This is a genomic window from Streptomyces anthophorae, from assembly GCF_049310305.1.
Lineage (GTDB): Bacteria > Actinomycetota > Actinomycetes > Streptomycetales > Streptomycetaceae > Streptomyces.
Map to the genome: position 1 here is coordinate 4710130 of NZ_JBLWQQ010000001.1, position 14951 is coordinate 4725080.

Below are 14951 nucleotides of genomic sequence, written 5' to 3' on the forward strand. Positions count from 1 at the left end.
GGGCGTTTAGACAGTCGTCGGGCACGGGCGTGGGTGTCTTGAGAGGCTAAGTTACGCTGCCCGTAGGCACCCCGGCAGTGCTTTGGTGTGACGAACGCAGGGCTGTTGTTGACGTAGAGCCGACGGCTCGAATGCCAGGACGGTGGTAGTGTGCGCGCCTCGCTCATCCAGATCGCGGTAAATGACGACAAAGCGGCCGAGTCCGTCAACGCCCGCCGGGAGCGCGTGAGTTCACTGGTACGAGAAGAGGCGGGGCGCGCCGATCTCGTCGTGCTCCCCGAGCTGTGGACGACCGGGGCCTTCGCCTACGAGCTGTTCTCCGAGGAGGCCGAGCCGCTGGAGGGCCCGACCTTCGACGCGATGGCCAAGGCCGCGCGGGACGCGGGCGTATGGCTGCACGCGGGTTCGATCCCGGAACGTGACCCGGAGGGCCCCCTCTACAACACCTCGCTCGTCTTCTCCCCCGACGGTGAACTCGCCGCCGCCTACCGGAAGATCCACCGGTTCGGCTTCGACAAGGGCGAGGCCGTGCTGATGGGGGCCGGCGAGGAACTGGTGACGGTGCGCCTTCCGGAGACCGTGGTGGGCGTGACCACCTGCTACGACCTGCGCTTTCCCGAGCTGTACCGGGGCCTGGTCGACCGGGGCGCGCAGACGCTGATCGTGTCGGCGGGGTGGCCCGAGCGGCGCCGCTCGCACTGGACGCTGCTCGCGCAGGCGCGGGCCGTGGAGAACCAGTCGTACGTTCTGGCCTGCGGAAGTGCCGGTACGCATGCGGGAGTTCCGCAGGCCGGGCACAGCATCGTGGTCGACCCGTGGGGTGTGGTGCTCGGGGAGGCGGGGTCCGGGGAAGAGGTCCTCCGGGTGGAGTTCGACCCGGCGAAGGTCGGGGTCACCCGTGAGCAGTTCCCGGCCCTGAAGGACCGCCAACTGGGGCTTGCGGCGCCGACCGGTCGATAGGGGCCGCACCGGGGCGCCGCCTTGCCCACCCTGCCGCCCCAGGCGGCAGATTGCCCAAGGCGGGTGGGGCCGACCGCAAGGGGTGGGGAGCCGTGCCGGGGCAGGTTGCCCAGGGCGGGGCAGCGCCGACCGTAATGGGTGTGGCACCCCGTGAGGCCGACGCCCCCGGAGGGGGCGGGTGGGTGGGAGGTGGGCGGGCCGAAAGGGGGTCCGTCTCAGCCCGGTCCGGGAGCCCGTGGCAACGCTGCGCCGAGGTCAGTCCACCACCCCCCGTTCCTTCTCCGCCAGGTGGATCACGCAGACCGCCACCGCGATGAGCAACGCCGGATCCGCGTCCTCGCGGACCACGTTGACGCCGTAGGTGTCCCGCACCCGCAGCCACCGCCGCGAGATCTCGGCGAGCAGCTCACCCTCGTACTCGACGGCGAACTCCCGGTCCAGGATCTTGCCGCTGACGTCGAGCTCCGTGTTGCCGTCGGCCAGCTGCACACGGTAGTGATTGCGCAGCAGGGACAGCCGCTTGCGCCTGATCCTGGCCAGCTCCTCGTCCCCGCGCTCGATCACCATCGTGTCGCGCAGCGCGAAGACCTTCTTGTGGATGTCGATGAGGACCTGCCCGTCGGGCCCCTTGAGCTCGAAGGTGTCCCGCAGCCGCATCGCCTTGCCGTCGACGAGGAACGCCTTGCGGCCCTGCTCGTCCTCGATCCAGTAGTCCTCGCCGATCCCGAGGATCCGCTCTCTCACTTCGTAGCGCATACGTCCATGAGTGCCCGGAAGTCGGGAGGAGGACCCTCGTCGCGGCGGCCGTTCGGGGCCGGATGGGGGAACGGCGCATTCCTCATGGCTCGAAAAGCCGCACGTAGAAAGCGAATTCAGTGGTACGTGCAACCGTTCGAGGGATTAATGGGGTCGTATGAGGTGGACGTGACCTTACGACCAAAGGAACCGTATGTTGCGCGCACGACCCCACAGCGTCCGCAGAAACCGGATCGGCCTGCTGTCCGCGGCCCTCGTCGCGGGCGGCCTGACCGCCGTGTCACTGGCCCCGGCCCAAGCGGCCACGGGGACGCTCTCCACCGGAACCACCACCGCCGAGGCGGCCGCGGGGAAGGCCGACCCCGCCGACGACTTCAACGGCGACGGCTACGCCGACCTCGTCACCGCCGCACCCGGAGGCACGATCTCCGGCCAGGCGGGCGCCGGCTACGTCGCGGTGACGTACGGCTCGGCGAACGGGCTCGACCCCGCGAACAAGAAGCTGATCTCCCGTTCCACCAGCGGCATCCCGGGCTCCGCCGCGGCCAAGGAGGCGTTCGGCCAGTACCTCACCAAGGGCGACCTGGACGGCGACGGCTACAGCGACCTCGTCATCGGCTCCAAGAGCAAGGACGCCGGCAGCGTCATCGTCTGGGGCTCCGCCTCCGGCCTGACCGGCGGCACGAAGATCGCCACGTACGGACGCTCGCCGCAGATCGGCGACTTCGACGGCGACGGCAAGGCCGACCTGGCCCTCCTCGCCGACATGGGCAGTTACGGCGACGATCCCGAGCACCAGGGCGCCGCGCTGTGGAAGGGCCCCGTCTCCAAGGCCGGCGCCCCCGCCAAGAAGCTCGACTTCATGGACAAGTCCGAGTGGTGGGGCTACGGCCAGAACAACGCCACCTGCGTCGACGACGAGTACGGCTGCGTCGACGGACCGGACTCGACGACCGGACCCGTGTTCTTCAACGCCGTCGGCGACCTCAACGGCGACGGCCGCGACGACCTGGCCCTGCGCTCGTACAACGGCGACGGCATGTGGAACAACACCGTCCTGTACGGCAGCGGTTCGGGCTTCAAGCGCGGCTGGGCACCGGAGACCCAGGGGGAACTGGCCTCCGGTGACGTGAACGGCGACGGCATCGACGACCTGGTCGTCGGCTCCGACCCCGAGGAGTCCGACATCGGTGAGACCAACCAGAAGGTCACCGTCGCGTTCGGCTCGGCGAACGGCCTCGACAACGATGCCACCCAGTCCTTCGACCAGTCCCTGCCCGGCTTCTACGGCGCCCAGGAGGACGGCGACAAGCTCGGCTCCTGCGTCTCCGTGGCCGACGTGGACGGCGACGGCAAGGCCGAGGTCGCCCTCGGCATCGCGGGCGAGGACTTCAGCGGCCTCAGCGACGCGGGCGCCGTCGCGCTGCTGCACGGCACCGCGGACGGCGTGACCGGCGAGGGCTCCCAGGTGCTCAACCAGAACTCGGCGAACGTGCCGGGCGTCGCCGAGTCGGGCGACGCGTTCGGCTCCGGCTGCCGGCTGCTCGACACCAACGGTGACGGCCACCGCGACCTCGCGGTCTCCGCGACCGGGGAGAACGCGAACTCCGGCGCCGTCTGGTCGTTCCCCGGAACCGCCACCGGCATCACCGCGACCGGCTCGACCGCCATCAACCCGAAGGACCTCGGCGCCCCCGACGCCAAGGCGCTGTTCGGCAACCCGCTGCGGTAACCCGGCCACCGCACGGACACGGCAGGGCCGCACCCCTCGCGAGGGGTGCGGCCCTACCCCGCTTCAGGCGTCCGCAACACCCGCGCCACCGGCCGCTCCCGGGCCACGACATGGCCCACCGAGATCCCCACGCACACCACCGTGAACAGCACGATCAGCCACGACAGCAGCGTGAACACGAGCCCGAACGCGCCGAACTGCGCGAGCGAACGGTTCAGCACGCGCGGCATGTACAGATGCGAGGCCCACGACAGCGCGACCACGCCCGCCCCGGTGAGCAGCGCCCCCGGCAGCAGCGGCAGCCACGCCACCCGGCTCCCGAGCAGCAGATGCTGCGTCCACCACCACAGCAGCACACTCGTCACGTACGACAGCACGAGCCCCAGCCACGCCCCCGCGCCGAAGCCGTCCCGCAGCACGCCCTGCGCGAGGATCGCCACCGTCCACACCCCGAGCCACGCGAGCCACCGCCAGGCGATGAGCCCGAGCCCCGCCGGCGGCAGCCCCCAGGACCGCTCGCACACCCGCTGCAACGCCCGGCTGCACGCCGTCGCCGACAGCAGCGTGACGAGGACCCCGACCACCCCCGAGCTGTCGCGGGTACCGGAATCCCCCGCCGCGTAGACCTGCTTGACCTGGTCGAGCGAGTCGCCGCTGAGCCCCATCGCGGTGCGCGAGGAGTCGAGCAGCTGCTGCCGCACGGCCGACGGCGCGAAGGCGGCGACGACGAACAGCATCGGGATCGCCGTCAGGAACGCCTGCGCGGCCAGCCGCGTGGAGGAGTCCAGCAACCGCACGGCCCCGAACTGCCGCACCGTGCGCGTCACGAAGGGAACCCGCTCCCGCACGCTCTCGACCTGCTCGGTGGCCCACTGGACGGTACGGCCGACGCGTCCGCTGCTCTCGCTCATAGCTGCCCAGCGTCGGTCACGAATCCCTCCGGCGCCCGCCTGCCACACCGGGACCCGCGGACCGGCCCCCGAACCTCTTCCGGTACGCCGACGGACTCAGCCCCGTCGCCCGCTTCAGATGGACCCGCAGATTGGCGGCGCTGCCGAGCCCGCTCCTGGCCGCCACGACGTCGATCCGCTCCTCGCCGCGCTCGATGATCCGGCAGGCGAGAGCCACGCGCTCGGCAAGGAGCCAGCCCAGCGGCGTCGTGCCCAGTTCGGCGCGGAAGCGGCGGTGCAGGGTGGCCGGACTGAGGCCCGCGCGGGCGGCGAGCGCGGCGACGGTGAGCGGTTCGTCGAGCCGTTCCTGTGCCCAGGTGAGCACGGGCGCGAGCGAGGTGTCGGGCACCTCGGGCAGCGGCCGCTCGATGAACTGCCGTTGCCCTCCGTCGCGGTGGGCGGCGAAGACTAGCCGCCTGGACACGGAGGCGGCGATCTCTGCTCCATGGTCGCGCCGTACGAGATACAGCCCCAGATCGAGCGCGGCCGCACTGCCCGCGGCGGTCAGCACGTCGCCCTCGTCGATGAACAGCACATCCGGTTCGAGCAGCACCTTCGGATGCAGCGCGCGGAACTGCTCGGCCCACCGCCAGTGCGTTGTGGCCCGCCGCCCGTCGAGCAGCCCGGCCTCGGCGAGCGCGAACGTGCCGGTGCAGAAGCTCGCGATCCGTGCCCCGCGCGCGTGCGCCCGCCGCACGGCTTCGAGTACGGCCTCGGTGCGCGGCACCACGTTGTCGGGCCGCCCCGGCACGATCAGGGTGTCGGCGCGGTCGACGGCCTCCAGGCCCTCCGCCCCCGCCATCGTGAAGAACCCGTGGTTCATACGGATGTCCGGGCGCGGGGCGCAGAGCGTGAGCTCGTACAACGGGTCACGGTCGCCGAGTTCGGGTCGCGGCAGCCCGAACACCTCCGTGGCGACGCCGACTTCGAAGGGGTTGACGCCCTCGTCGACGAGGACGACGACGTGCTGCGGGCGGTGCGAGGATCCTTGCGGCATGTGCGATTCCTAGCACTCGCGGGGGGACCGGCGCCGCACCGAGCATGGGGGACATGGAACCCGTGAACCTCGCCAAGGCCCTGACCACCTTCGACGCCCTGTGGAGCCCCCGCATCGTCACGACCGTCAACGACTACGACGTCCGCCTCGCGAAGGTCGAGGGAGAACACGTCTGGCACGTCCACGAGGACACGGACGAGTTCTTCCTGGTCGTCGAGGGCGAACTCACGATCTCCCTGCGCGAGAAGGACGCCGAACGCGATGTCGTCCTGCCCCGCGGCTCGGTCTTCACGGTCCCCCGCGGCACCTGGCACAAGCCGCACGCGGCCCCTGGCACCTCCATCCTCCTCCTGGAACCCACCGGCACCCCCACGACGGGCGACGCCCACGACCCCGTACCGGACCACGTCGACTCGACGACGGGCCACGCGTGGCACGCTTGAACCATGAACGACTCCGCGCCCGCCCGCACCGCCCGCCGAGCCCGTGTCCGCGCCCCCGAGCTGGTCGGAAAGGGCGGCTGGCTGAACACGGGAGGCAGCGAGTACACCCTCGCCGATCTGCGCGGACGCATCGTGATCTTGGACTTCTGGACCTTTTGCTGCATCAACTGCCTGCACGTCCTCGACGAGTTGCGGGAGCTGGAGGAGAAGCACCGGGACACCGTCGTGATCATCGGTGTGCACTCGCCGAAGTTCGTGCACGAGGCCGAGCACGGGGCCGTGGTCGACGCCGTCGAGCGGTACGGGGTGGAGCATCCGGTCCTCGACGACCCCGAGCTCGCCACGTGGAAGCAGTACGCGGTCCGCGCCTGGCCCACGCTCGTCGTGATCGACCCCGAGGGGTATGTGGTCGCGCAGCACGCCGGTGAGGGGCACGCGCACGCGATCGAGGCGCTGGTCGGCGAGTTGGAGGAGGAGCACGCGGCGAAGGGGACGCTGCGGCGCGGCGAAGGGCCGTATGTGGCGCCCGAGCCGGTCGCGACCGATCTGCGGTTCCCCGGCAAGGCGGTCGCCCTTCCCTCCGGGAACTTCCTGGTCAGTGACACGACGCGGCATCAGCTGGTGGAGCTGGAGGCGGACGGGGAGACCGTCGTCAGGAGGCTCGGCAGTGGGGAGCGGGGCTTCGGTGCCGACTCCTTCAACGAGCCGCAGGGGCTCGCGCTGCTCGACGAGAACACCGTCGTGGTCGCGGACACGGTGAACCACGCGCTGCGGGCCGTCGACCTCCCGACCGGCACCGTCACCACCCTCGCCGGCACCGGAAAGCAGTGGTGGCAGGGCTCACCGACCAGTGGCCCCGCCCTCGAGGTGGACCTTTCCTCCCCCTGGGACGTCGCCGTGTTCGGGGGCAAGGTGTGGATCGCCATGGCGGGCGTGCACCAGTTGTGGACGTACGACCCCGAGGCGGGGACGGTCGCCGTCGCGGCGGGGACGACGAACGAGGGCCTGGTGGACGGGCCCGGCGACGAGGCCTGGTTCGCGCAGCCGTCGGGCCTCGCCGTGTCGGCGGACGGGTCGCGCCTTTGGGTCGCCGACTCCGAGACCAGCGCGCTGCGGTACGTGGACGGGGACGGCGCCGTGCACACCGCCGTCGGCACCGGGCTCTTCGACTTCGGACATCGCGACGGGGACGCCGGACAGGCGCTGCTCCAGCATCCGTTGGGCGTGACCGCGCTGCCCGACGGCTCGGTCGCGGTCTCGGACACGTACAACCACGCCCTGCGGCGCTACGACCCGGCGACGGGTCAGGTGAGCACCCTGGCCACGGATCTGCGGGAGCCGAGCGACGCCGTGGTCGTCGGGGACGACGTGGTCGTGGTCGAGTCCGCGCGGCACCGGCTGACCCGTCTCCGCCTGCCCGAGGAGGCCGTGCGCGTCGAGTCGGTCGCGCACCGCACGCAGCGGGCGGCGACCGAGGTGGCGGGCGGGCGGCTCAAGTTGGACGTGGTGTTCCAGGCCCCGTCCGGGCAGAAGCTCGACACCCGGTACGGGCCCTCGACCCGCCTCCTCGTCTCGTCGACGCCGCCCGAGCTGCTGGCGGCGGGCGACGGCGCGGGCACGGACCTTTCCCGCGAACTGACCCTGAACCCCGACGTCACCGAGGGCGTCCTGCACGTTTCGGCGATGGCCGCGTCCTGCGACGACGACCCGGAGAACGAGTACCCCGCCTGCCACGTCCACCAGCAGGACTGGGGTGTCCCGGTCGTGGTGGTGGACGAGGGCGGAGCCGAGCGGCTGCCGCTGGTGCTCGCGGGGATGGACGCGTAGCGCCGCCGGTTACGGGTGGTAGAACTCGGCGACCGCCGAGGCGACGCCCTCCGAGTCCTTGTTGACCCGCACCTTGACGGTGCCCATCTTGGCGGCCTTCACCAGCTGGTCGTACGTGCACGGGGTCGTGCCCGTGTTGTTGTCGTCGGTCGACACCGAGCCGTCCGAGGGCGCGCAGATCGCCGCGGCGCCGAGGATCTTGGTGCTGTCATCGACGTCGAAGGCCTGGTCGCCGACCGTCATCTTGTGGTCGGCCAGATAGGACAGGGTTCCCTCGTAACAGCCGTCGGCGCCGCCGGTGTTGATGCATTCGCCCTTGGCGCCCGTGTCGAAGCCGGAGCCGGAGCCGGAGCCCTCGGCCGGGGCGGCGGAGTCCTGGCCGCCGGCGGAACCGCTCTGGTCGCCCTCGGCGGCGGGCGCGCCCTCGGTGGAGTCGGCGGCGGGGCTGCTCTCGGCGCTCGCGCTGCTCGACGCGGACGCGGCGGCGCCGTTGTCCTCGGTGCCCGAGCCGTCGTTGCAGGCGGTCAGCGAGAAGGCGAGCGCCGCGGCGGCGACGGCAAACATGGTGTTCTTACGCAGGGCGGTACGCATGAGCAGGTCCCCCGTGATCGTTAGGTTTGTTGACGGTTACGACCCTGCCGCCCGCCGCTGGCGTTCCGCTAACACCCCACTAACGAAGCGTCGTCGCAGGTGAAGGCCCGGTCAAGGTCGTGTGAGGGACTGCTGGAGCTGCTCGGCCCTGGCCCGGTAGGAGGCCTCCGAGAGCGGCTCGTCGAGCTCGGCGGCGACATCGCAGAGCCGGGTCAGCGTGCGCACCGTACGTGCCGGAAGGTCCTCCTCCTCGTTGGCGGCGACCGCGGCGAGCAGCGCCTCGCGGGCCTCCTGGTGCAGCCCGCTGTGGTGCAGCGAGATGCCGTACGACTCCCAGATCAGCGGGCGCCAGCCGGCGATCTCGTTGTCGGGGATGGCGGCGATGCAGCGGGCCGTGTGCTCGGCGGCCGCCGTGAAGTCGCCTTGGACGAGGGCGACATGGGTGGCGTGGTAGTGCTCCAGGGTGACCGCGATCGGATGGGCGGCCGTACGGGCGTCGTGCGCCGCGTCCGCCAGCGCGTCGAGTACGCCTGCCGGGTCGCCGTGCCGGTGCCGGGCGACGGCGAGCATGACGAGGACCTGGCAGGAGACCTCGGGCGCGAAGGTGCGCAGCGGCGCCACCGCACCGGCCAGGAAGGTCTCGGCCCGTGCGAACTGCCCGGTCTCCACGAACAGCATGCCGGTGACGGCCCGCAGCCAGCCGATGCCCTGGGTGGAGCCGATCCGTTCGGCGGCGGCGAGCGCCGTGCGCAGCGGCAGCTGCCAGCCGGGGTGCGGGTGCCAGTGGACGAGCGGCCACAGCAGGGCGGCGATCCGCCAGGTGCGGTCGTCGTCGCCGAGCCGGGCGGCGGCCGAGACGGCGGCCATCAGCGACCTCTCCTCGGCCAGGAACCAGCCGAACACGGCGTCCCGTTCGGCGAACCGGGGCACGGGCGGCCCGGTGTCGAACCCTTCGGGCAGCGCGACGGTCCGTGCCCCGGTGGGGTCGAACACGTCCACGGCGGCGTGCTGGGCCCGCAGCCAGTGGTCGACAAGGCGCCGGGTGACGGCGTCGGGCCCTTCGTCGCGGGGCATCCCGCGCGCGTAGAGCCGCACGAGGTCGTGCAGGCCGTAGTGGTCGGGGCCCGCCTCCTGGACGAGGTGGGCGGCGGCCAGCCGGTCGAGCCCCGCGCGGGCCTCGGCGAGCCCGATCCCGGCGGCGGCCGCGGCGGCGTACGCGTCGCTGCGCCGGGTGAAGGAGTGCCCGAGCGCGCCGAGCAGTGCGGCGTCGGCGGCGTCCAGGCGGGCGACGGAGGCGCGCAGGGCGGTCTCCACGCCGGTGTCCTCCGCGGACAGGAGCGCCAGTCGGCCGTGTTCGTCGGCGAGTTCGGAGGCCAGGTCGGCTGCGGTCCAGTGCGGCCGGCCCTTGAGGCGGGCGGCGGCGATGCGCAGGGCGAGCGGCAGCCCGTCGCAGAGCCGGGCGATCTCCCGTACGGCGTCGGGGGCGCGGCCGGAATCGGGCTCGCCGAGCGCGGCGGTCAGCAGTCCCGCGGCGTCGTCCGCGCCGAGCACGGTGACCGGGACGGGGCTCGCGCAGTCCTCGGCCATCACGGCGTCCAGGCGGGTGCGGCTGGTGACGAGGGTGGTGCAGCCGTCGCCTCCGGGCAGCAGCGGGCGGATCTGCGCGGAGTCCCGTGCGTTGTCGAGGACGACGAGCAGCCGCCGCTTCCTGACCAGGGACCGGAAGCGCGCCGCGGCGGCCTCGACGGACGCGGGCACGGCGGCCGCCTCCACGCCGAGCGCGAGCAGGAACTCCCGGAGTACGTCGATGGGGTCGGCCGGTTCGCCGCCGCTGTGCCCGCGCAGGTCGGCGAAGAGCCGGCCGTCGGGGTGGGTGTCGGTGTGCGTGTGTGCCCAGTGCACCGCGAGGGAGGTCTTGCCGACACCGGCGGGCCCGGTGAGCAGGGCGATGGGCGACTGGGTGGCGGTGGTGGCCCGGGTGAGCGCGGAGAGTTCGCGGTGCCGCCCGTGGAAGCCGCGGGGAGGGCGGGGCAGCAGATCGGGGGCGGGGGTGCCGCCGGGCCCGGGGGCCGGACCGGTGGTGCCGTCCGCTCCGATGACCTCCTCGTACGCGGCGCGCAGCACGGGTCCCGGGTCGACGCCCATCGCGTCGGCGAGTTCCCTGCGGGTGCGGTGGTACTGCTCCAGGGCGTCCGACTGGCGGCCTGCCCGGTACAGCGCCCGGATCAGCTCGGCGATCAGTGGTTCGCGCAGCGGGTGGGTGGCGGCCTCGCCGCTCAGCAGCGCGACGGCGCGGTCATGGGTGCCCAACTCGCCGTAGGTGGCGGCCAGTTGCTCGACCGTGGCGAGTCGGCTCTCCACCAGGGCGGACGCGGCGGCGCGCAGTGGGGGCGTGGCCACCGTGCCGCCCAGCGCGTCCCCCTGCCACAGCGCGAGCGCCTCGCGGAGCATCAGCGCCGCGTCCGCCGGGTCGCGCTGCCGCCTGGCCAGGCCCACCAGGTCCTCGAAGCGGCGGGCGTCGAGCAGCGTCTCGGGCAGCCGCAGCGCGTACGCCCGGCCCTGCGTGGTGAGTTCGACGTCGTACGTGTCCAGGCCCGCCTCGGATATCAGCGCCCGCAGCCGGGACACATGGCCCTGGATGACGGTGCGCGCGTGCAGCGGCGGCTCGTCCTCCCACAGTGCTTCGGTGAGGGTGTCGACGGAGACCGCGGACGGGGACCGCAGCAGCAGCATCGCGAGCAGGCTGCGCCGCTTGGCGGGACCGAGCGGCACGGAACCGGCGCCTCCGTTGACCGCCACGGGTCCGAGGAGCTGGAACTCCATGTACGTGCACTCTCCCGGCGGGCCCGACGTCGCTGACGTTCGAGAATATCGCCGGGCGCGGGCTCAGACGCGGCGGTCCCGGTCGTCCTCGATCACGGTCGTGCGGTTGGCCGGTGGGATCAGACCCCTTCGTTTGCCGATACTGCGGAACACGAAGACCCCGATCAGGCCGACGATCATCAGGATCCAGCCGACCAGGTCGAGGTTGACGCTCTCCATGTGCCAGTCGGTCGCGAACGCGAGGATCGCGCCGACAGCGATCAGGATGATGCAACCCCCAAGGCTCATCAGGTCCGCCTCCTGCGGTGTGTGCGGAATTGCGTGAGGGGCCCGGGTACCCCCGAACCCCTCGTTCTCACACCGGAGTTCAGCCCTCCAGGAACGCCGTGAGCGCGTTCGCGAGCAGGTACGGGTCGTCGGCGCCGCACAGTTCGCGCACGCTGTGCATGGAGAGGATCGCGGTGCCGATGTCGACGGTCTTGATGCCGTGCCGGGCCGCGGTGATCGGGCCGATGGTGGTGCCGCACGGCATCGCGTTGTTGGACACGAACGACTGGAACGGGACGCCCGCCTTGTCGCACGCGGCCGCGAAGACGGCGCGGCCCGAGCCGTCCGTCGCGTAACGGTTGTTGACGTTCACCTTGAGGATCGGCCCGCCGTTGGCGCGCGGGTGGTGCGTCGGGTCGTGGCGCTCGCCGTAGTTGGGGTGCACGGCGTGGCCGGTGTCGGAGGAGAGGCAGATCGTGCCCGCGAAGGCGCGCGCCCGGTCCTCGTAGGAGCCGCCGCGTGCGAACACGGAGCGCTCAAGGACCGTGCCGAGCAGCGGGCCGTCGGCGCCGGTGTCGGACTGCGAGCCGTTCTCCTCGTGGTCGAAGGCGGCGAGCACCGGGATGTACGGGAGGTTCTCCTGCTTGGAGACCTCGGCGAGCGCGGCGGTGCAGGCGTGCACGGAGAGCAGGTTGTCCATGCGGGGCCCGGCGACGAGTTCCTTGTCGCGGCCCAGGTAGGAGGGGGCCTCGATGGCGTACGTCATGAGGTCCCAGCCGGTGATGTCGCCGCGGCCGAGCCCGTTCTCGTCCTCGAGGAAGGAGAGCAGGTCGCCCTCGTGGACGTCGCCGCCGAGGCCCCAGATGGGCTGCATGTGGCGCTGTTTGTCGAGCTTGAGGCCGTCCGAGCTGACCGATCGGTCCAGGTGGATGGCGAGCTGCGGGACGCGCAGCAGGGCGCGGTCGACGTTCACCAGGCGCTCGGTGCCGTCGCGCAGCGAGACGCGGCCGGCGAGGCCGAGGTCGCGGTCGAGCCAGGAGTTCAGGAGCGGTCCGCCGTAGATCTCGACGGCGATCTGGCGCCAGCCGTTGCTCGTCATGTCGGGCTGGGGCTTCACGCGCAGGTTCGGGGAGTCGGTGTGCGCGCCGACGATCCGGAACGGTGTGTGGGCGCTCGCGCCCTCCGGCACGTACCAGGCGATGACGGCGCCGCCGCGGGTCACGAACTTTCCGCCGCTCGTCCCGTCCCAGGCGTCGGTCTCCGCGACCTGCTGGAAGCCCGCCTTCTCCAGGCGTGCGGCCACGTTGGCCACGGCGTGGTACGGCGTGGGACTCGCCGCGAGGAAGGACATCAGGTCGTCGGTGTGCCCGCGATCGAAGGGGCGGGAGGCGGTGTTCATGCGGCCAAGGGTAGCCAGTCCCTCCGGGTGGGGCGCGGCCCCTGTGACCTGCCTCCGGCGGCCCTCGCGCAGACCCTGCGGGGTGCGGTTGCGCCGGCGTCCTGCGGCCCTGCCGTGCTCGCGTTTGCGCAGTTCCCCGCGCCCTGAAAGGGGCGCGGGGAACTGCGCGCGCAACCGTGAGTGGGCGCGTCCGCGGACGAGGCCATGCACTGTGGCCAAAGGCAAAGGCCCGTCGCCCCGCAACACGGGACGACGGGCCCAACCACGACAGGGTCTAGAAGGACGCCTCGTCGAGGTCCATGAGGTCGACGCCCGACTCGCTCGTCGTCTGGGCGAGCTTGCGCGCACCCGTGACACCCGGCAGGACGTTCGCGGCGAAGAACTTCGCGGCGGCGATCTTGCCCTGGTAGAACGCGACGTCCTTGCCCGAGGCACCCGCGGCCAGCTTCTCCGCGGCGACGGCCGCGCTCTTCAGGAGCAGGTAGCCGACGACGACGTCACCGGAGGCCATCAGGAGGCGGGTCGTGTTCAGGCCCACCTTGTAGATGGACTTCACGTCCTGCTCGGTGGCGACCAGGTCGTTGATCATGAGGCCGACGATGGCCTCCAGCTCGCCGGCGGCCTTGCCGAGCGTCTCGCGGGCCGCGGTCAGCTCCTCGCCACCGGTCTCCACGGCGAGGAACTTCTTGATCTCCTCGGAGAGCGCGTTCAGCGCGGCGCCCTGGTTGCGGACGATCTTCCGGAAGAAGAAGTCCTGGCCCTGGATCGCGGTCGTGCCCTCGTAGAGGGTGTCGATCTTGGAGTCCCGGATGTACTGCTCGATCGGGTACTCCTGGAGGAACCCGGAGCCGCCGAACGTCTGGAGCGACTGGGCGAGCTGCTCGTAGCCCTTCTCGGAGCCGTAGCCCTTGACGATGGGCAGGAGGAGGTCGTTGAGCGCGTGCTCGGCGGAGGCGTCCTCGCCGGCGGTCTCCTTGACCTGGATCGCGTCCTGCACGGAGGCCGTGTAGAGGACGAGCGTGCGCATGCCCTCCGCGTACGCCTTCTGCGTCATCAGGGAGCGGCGGACGTCCGGGTGGTGCGTGATGGTGACCTTCGGCGCGGTCTTGTCCGTGCTGCGGGCCAGGTCGGAGCCCTGGACGCGCTCCTTGGCGTACTCGAGGGCGTTGAGGTAGCCCGTCGACAGCGTGGAGATCGCCTTCGTGCCGACCATCATGCGGGCGAACTCGATGATGCGGAACATCTGGCGGATGCCGTCGTGCTTGTCGCCGATCAGCCAGCCCTTGGCGGGGTGCTGGTCGCCGAAGGTCATCTCGCACGTGTTGGAGGCCTTGAGGCCCATCTTGTGCTCGACGTTCGTGGCGTAGACGCCGTTGCGCTCGCCCAGCTCGCCGGTCTCCCAGTCGAACTCGAACTTCGGGACGAGGAAGAGGGAGAGGCCCTTGGTGCCGGGGCCGTGGCCCTCGGGGCGGGCGAGGACGTAGTGGAGGATGTTCTCCGACATGTCGTGCTCACCGGACGTGATGAAGCGCTTCACGCCCTCGATGTGCCAGGAGCCGTCCGCCTGCTCGACGGCCTTGGTGCGGCCCGCGCCGACGTCCGAACCGGCGTCCGGCTCGGTAAGCACCATCGTCGAGCCCCACTGCTTCTCGACGGCGATCTCGGCGACCTTCTTCTGCGCCTCGTTGCCCTCCTCGAAGAGGATGCCGGCGAACGCCGGGCCCGAGGAGTACATCCAGACCGCCGGGTTGGCGCCGAGGATCAGCTCCGCGTGGGCCCAGATCAGGGAGCGCGGGGCGGTGGTGCCGCCGATCTCCTCGGGCAGGCCGAGGCGCCAGTACTCGGCGTCCATGAACGCCTTGTAGGACTTCTTGAAGGAGGCCGGGACCGGCGCCGTGTTGGTCTCGGGGTCGAAGACCGGCGGGTTGCGGTCGGCGTCCGCGAAGGACTCCGCGAGGTCGTTCTCGGAGAGGCGGGCGACCTCTTCGAGGATGCTCTTGGCGGTGTCGACATCCATGTCCCCGAACGGGCCGGTGCCGTACAGCTTGTCGCGGTCGAGCACCTCGAAGAGGTTGAACTCGATGTCGCGGAGATTCGACTTGTAATGCCCCATGGCGACGGCTCCGTTAAAGATCGGGGAGGCGGGTCGTCCGGGTCGTCCGGACCGTCCTCGTACGCATACCAACTAGTAACCAACAGGATGCTA

At 71.5% G+C, this 14951-nt stretch carries 12 protein-coding genes; 4 read left to right on the plus strand and 8 right to left on the minus strand.

Annotation, left to right across the window (positions count from 1 at the left end):
* The first annotated feature begins 150 nt into the window (after positions 1 to 150).
* Positions 151 to 960, plus strand: coding sequence for a carbon-nitrogen family hydrolase (locus ACNYS0_RS21495; protein WP_422475912.1), 810 nt, complete (start codon positions 151 to 153; stop codon positions 958 to 960).
* A gap of 255 nt (positions 961 to 1215) precedes the next feature.
* On the opposite strand, the gene ACNYS0_RS21500 is transcribed toward ACNYS0_RS21495, so the two are convergent.
* The gene (locus ACNYS0_RS21500; RefSeq protein ID WP_422475914.1) at positions 1216 to 1716 is read right to left on the minus strand and encodes an LURP-one-related/scramblase family protein; all 501 of its coding nucleotides are present in this window, start codon (positions 1714 to 1716) and stop codon (positions 1216 to 1218) included.
* 193 nt (positions 1717 to 1909) lie between these two features.
* Between ACNYS0_RS21500 and ACNYS0_RS21505 the strand changes: the two genes are divergently transcribed.
* Positions 1910 to 3448: an FG-GAP-like repeat-containing protein gene (locus ACNYS0_RS21505; RefSeq protein WP_422475916.1), complete on the plus strand. Its 1539-nt coding sequence runs from the start codon at positions 1910 to 1912 to the stop codon at positions 3446 to 3448.
* 53 nt (positions 3449 to 3501) lie between these two features.
* Here the strand turns inward: ACNYS0_RS21505 and ACNYS0_RS21510 are convergent, their stop codons facing one another.
* Entirely contained in the window at positions 3502 to 4359 is an 858-nt protein-coding gene (locus ACNYS0_RS21510) for a YhjD/YihY/BrkB family envelope integrity protein (protein ID WP_422475918.1), read from the minus strand.
* A 16-nt stretch (positions 4360 to 4375) separates the two neighbouring features.
* Positions 4376 to 5395, minus strand: coding sequence for a helix-turn-helix domain-containing protein (locus ACNYS0_RS21515; protein WP_422475920.1), 1020 nt, complete (start codon positions 5393 to 5395; stop codon positions 4376 to 4378).
* 53 nt (positions 5396 to 5448) lie between these two features.
* Between ACNYS0_RS21515 and ACNYS0_RS21520 the strand changes: the two genes are divergently transcribed.
* Positions 5449 to 5838 carry a cupin domain-containing protein gene (locus ACNYS0_RS21520; RefSeq protein ID WP_422475922.1) on the plus strand — a complete coding sequence of 130 codons (390 nt, stop codon included), beginning with the start codon at positions 5449 to 5451 and terminating at the stop codon, positions 5836 to 5838.
* Between the two features lie 3 nt (positions 5839 to 5841).
* Entirely contained in the window at positions 5842 to 7665 is a 1824-nt protein-coding gene (locus tag ACNYS0_RS21525; protein WP_422475924.1) for an NHL domain-containing thioredoxin family protein, read from the plus strand.
* A 9-nt stretch (positions 7666 to 7674) separates the two neighbouring features.
* Here the strand turns inward: ACNYS0_RS21525 and ACNYS0_RS21530 are convergent, their stop codons facing one another.
* The 5 genes from ACNYS0_RS21530 to ACNYS0_RS21550 form a co-directional block, all read right to left on the minus strand.
* Positions 7675 to 8256: a hypothetical protein gene (locus ACNYS0_RS21530; RefSeq protein ID WP_422475926.1), complete on the minus strand. Its 582-nt coding sequence runs from the start codon at positions 8254 to 8256 to the stop codon at positions 7675 to 7677.
* A gap of 111 nt (positions 8257 to 8367) precedes the next feature.
* The gene (locus ACNYS0_RS21535) at positions 8368 to 11079 is read right to left on the minus strand and encodes an AfsR/SARP family transcriptional regulator (protein ID WP_422475928.1); all 2712 of its coding nucleotides are present in this window, start codon (positions 11077 to 11079) and stop codon (positions 8368 to 8370) included.
* Positions 11080 to 11142: 63 nt separating this feature from the next.
* A complete protein-coding gene (locus ACNYS0_RS21540) occupies positions 11143 to 11367 on the minus strand; it encodes a DUF6458 family protein (RefSeq protein WP_422475929.1) in 225 nt (74 codons plus the stop codon).
* Positions 11368 to 11446: 79 nt separating this feature from the next.
* Positions 11447 to 12745, minus strand: coding sequence for a M18 family aminopeptidase (locus tag ACNYS0_RS21545; protein WP_422475931.1), 1299 nt, complete (start codon positions 12743 to 12745; stop codon positions 11447 to 11449).
* A gap of 274 nt (positions 12746 to 13019) precedes the next feature.
* Positions 13020 to 14858, minus strand: coding sequence for an acyl-CoA dehydrogenase (locus tag ACNYS0_RS21550; RefSeq protein ID WP_422475933.1), 1839 nt, complete (start codon positions 14856 to 14858; stop codon positions 13020 to 13022).
* Between the last annotated feature and the right edge of the window lie 93 nt (positions 14859 to 14951).

Coding starts and splice junctions, on each gene's coding strand:
- ACNYS0_RS21510 (WP_422475918.1), bottom strand. CDS start 4,359: ATGAGCGAGAGCAGCGGACGCGTCGGCCGTACCGTCCAGTGGGCCACC.
- ACNYS0_RS21550 (WP_422475933.1), bottom strand. CDS start 14,858: ATGGGGCATTACAAGTCGAATCTCCGCGACATCGAGTTCAACCTCTTC.
- ACNYS0_RS21540 (WP_422475929.1), bottom strand. CDS start 11,367: ATGAGCCTTGGGGGTTGCATCATCCTGATCGCTGTCGGCGCGATCCTC.
- ACNYS0_RS21500 (WP_422475914.1), bottom strand. CDS start 1,716: ATGCGCTACGAAGTGAGAGAGCGGATCCTCGGGATCGGCGAGGACTAC.
- ACNYS0_RS21530 (WP_422475926.1), bottom strand. CDS start 8,256: ATGCGTACCGCCCTGCGTAAGAACACCATGTTTGCCGTCGCCGCCGCG.
- ACNYS0_RS21535 (WP_422475928.1), bottom strand. CDS start 11,079: ATGGAGTTCCAGCTCCTCGGACCCGTGGCGGTCAACGGAGGCGCCGGT.
- ACNYS0_RS21545 (WP_422475931.1), bottom strand. CDS start 12,745: ATGAACACCGCCTCCCGCCCCTTCGATCGCGGGCACACCGACGACCTG.
- ACNYS0_RS21525 (WP_422475924.1), top strand. CDS start 5,842: ATGAACGACTCCGCGCCCGCCCGCACCGCCCGCCGAGCCCGTGTCCGC.
- ACNYS0_RS21505 (WP_422475916.1), top strand. CDS start 1,910: ATGTTGCGCGCACGACCCCACAGCGTCCGCAGAAACCGGATCGGCCTG.
- ACNYS0_RS21515 (WP_422475920.1), bottom strand. CDS start 5,395: ATGCCGCAAGGATCCTCGCACCGCCCGCAGCACGTCGTCGTCCTCGTC.
- ACNYS0_RS21520 (WP_422475922.1), top strand. CDS start 5,449: ATGGAACCCGTGAACCTCGCCAAGGCCCTGACCACCTTCGACGCCCTG.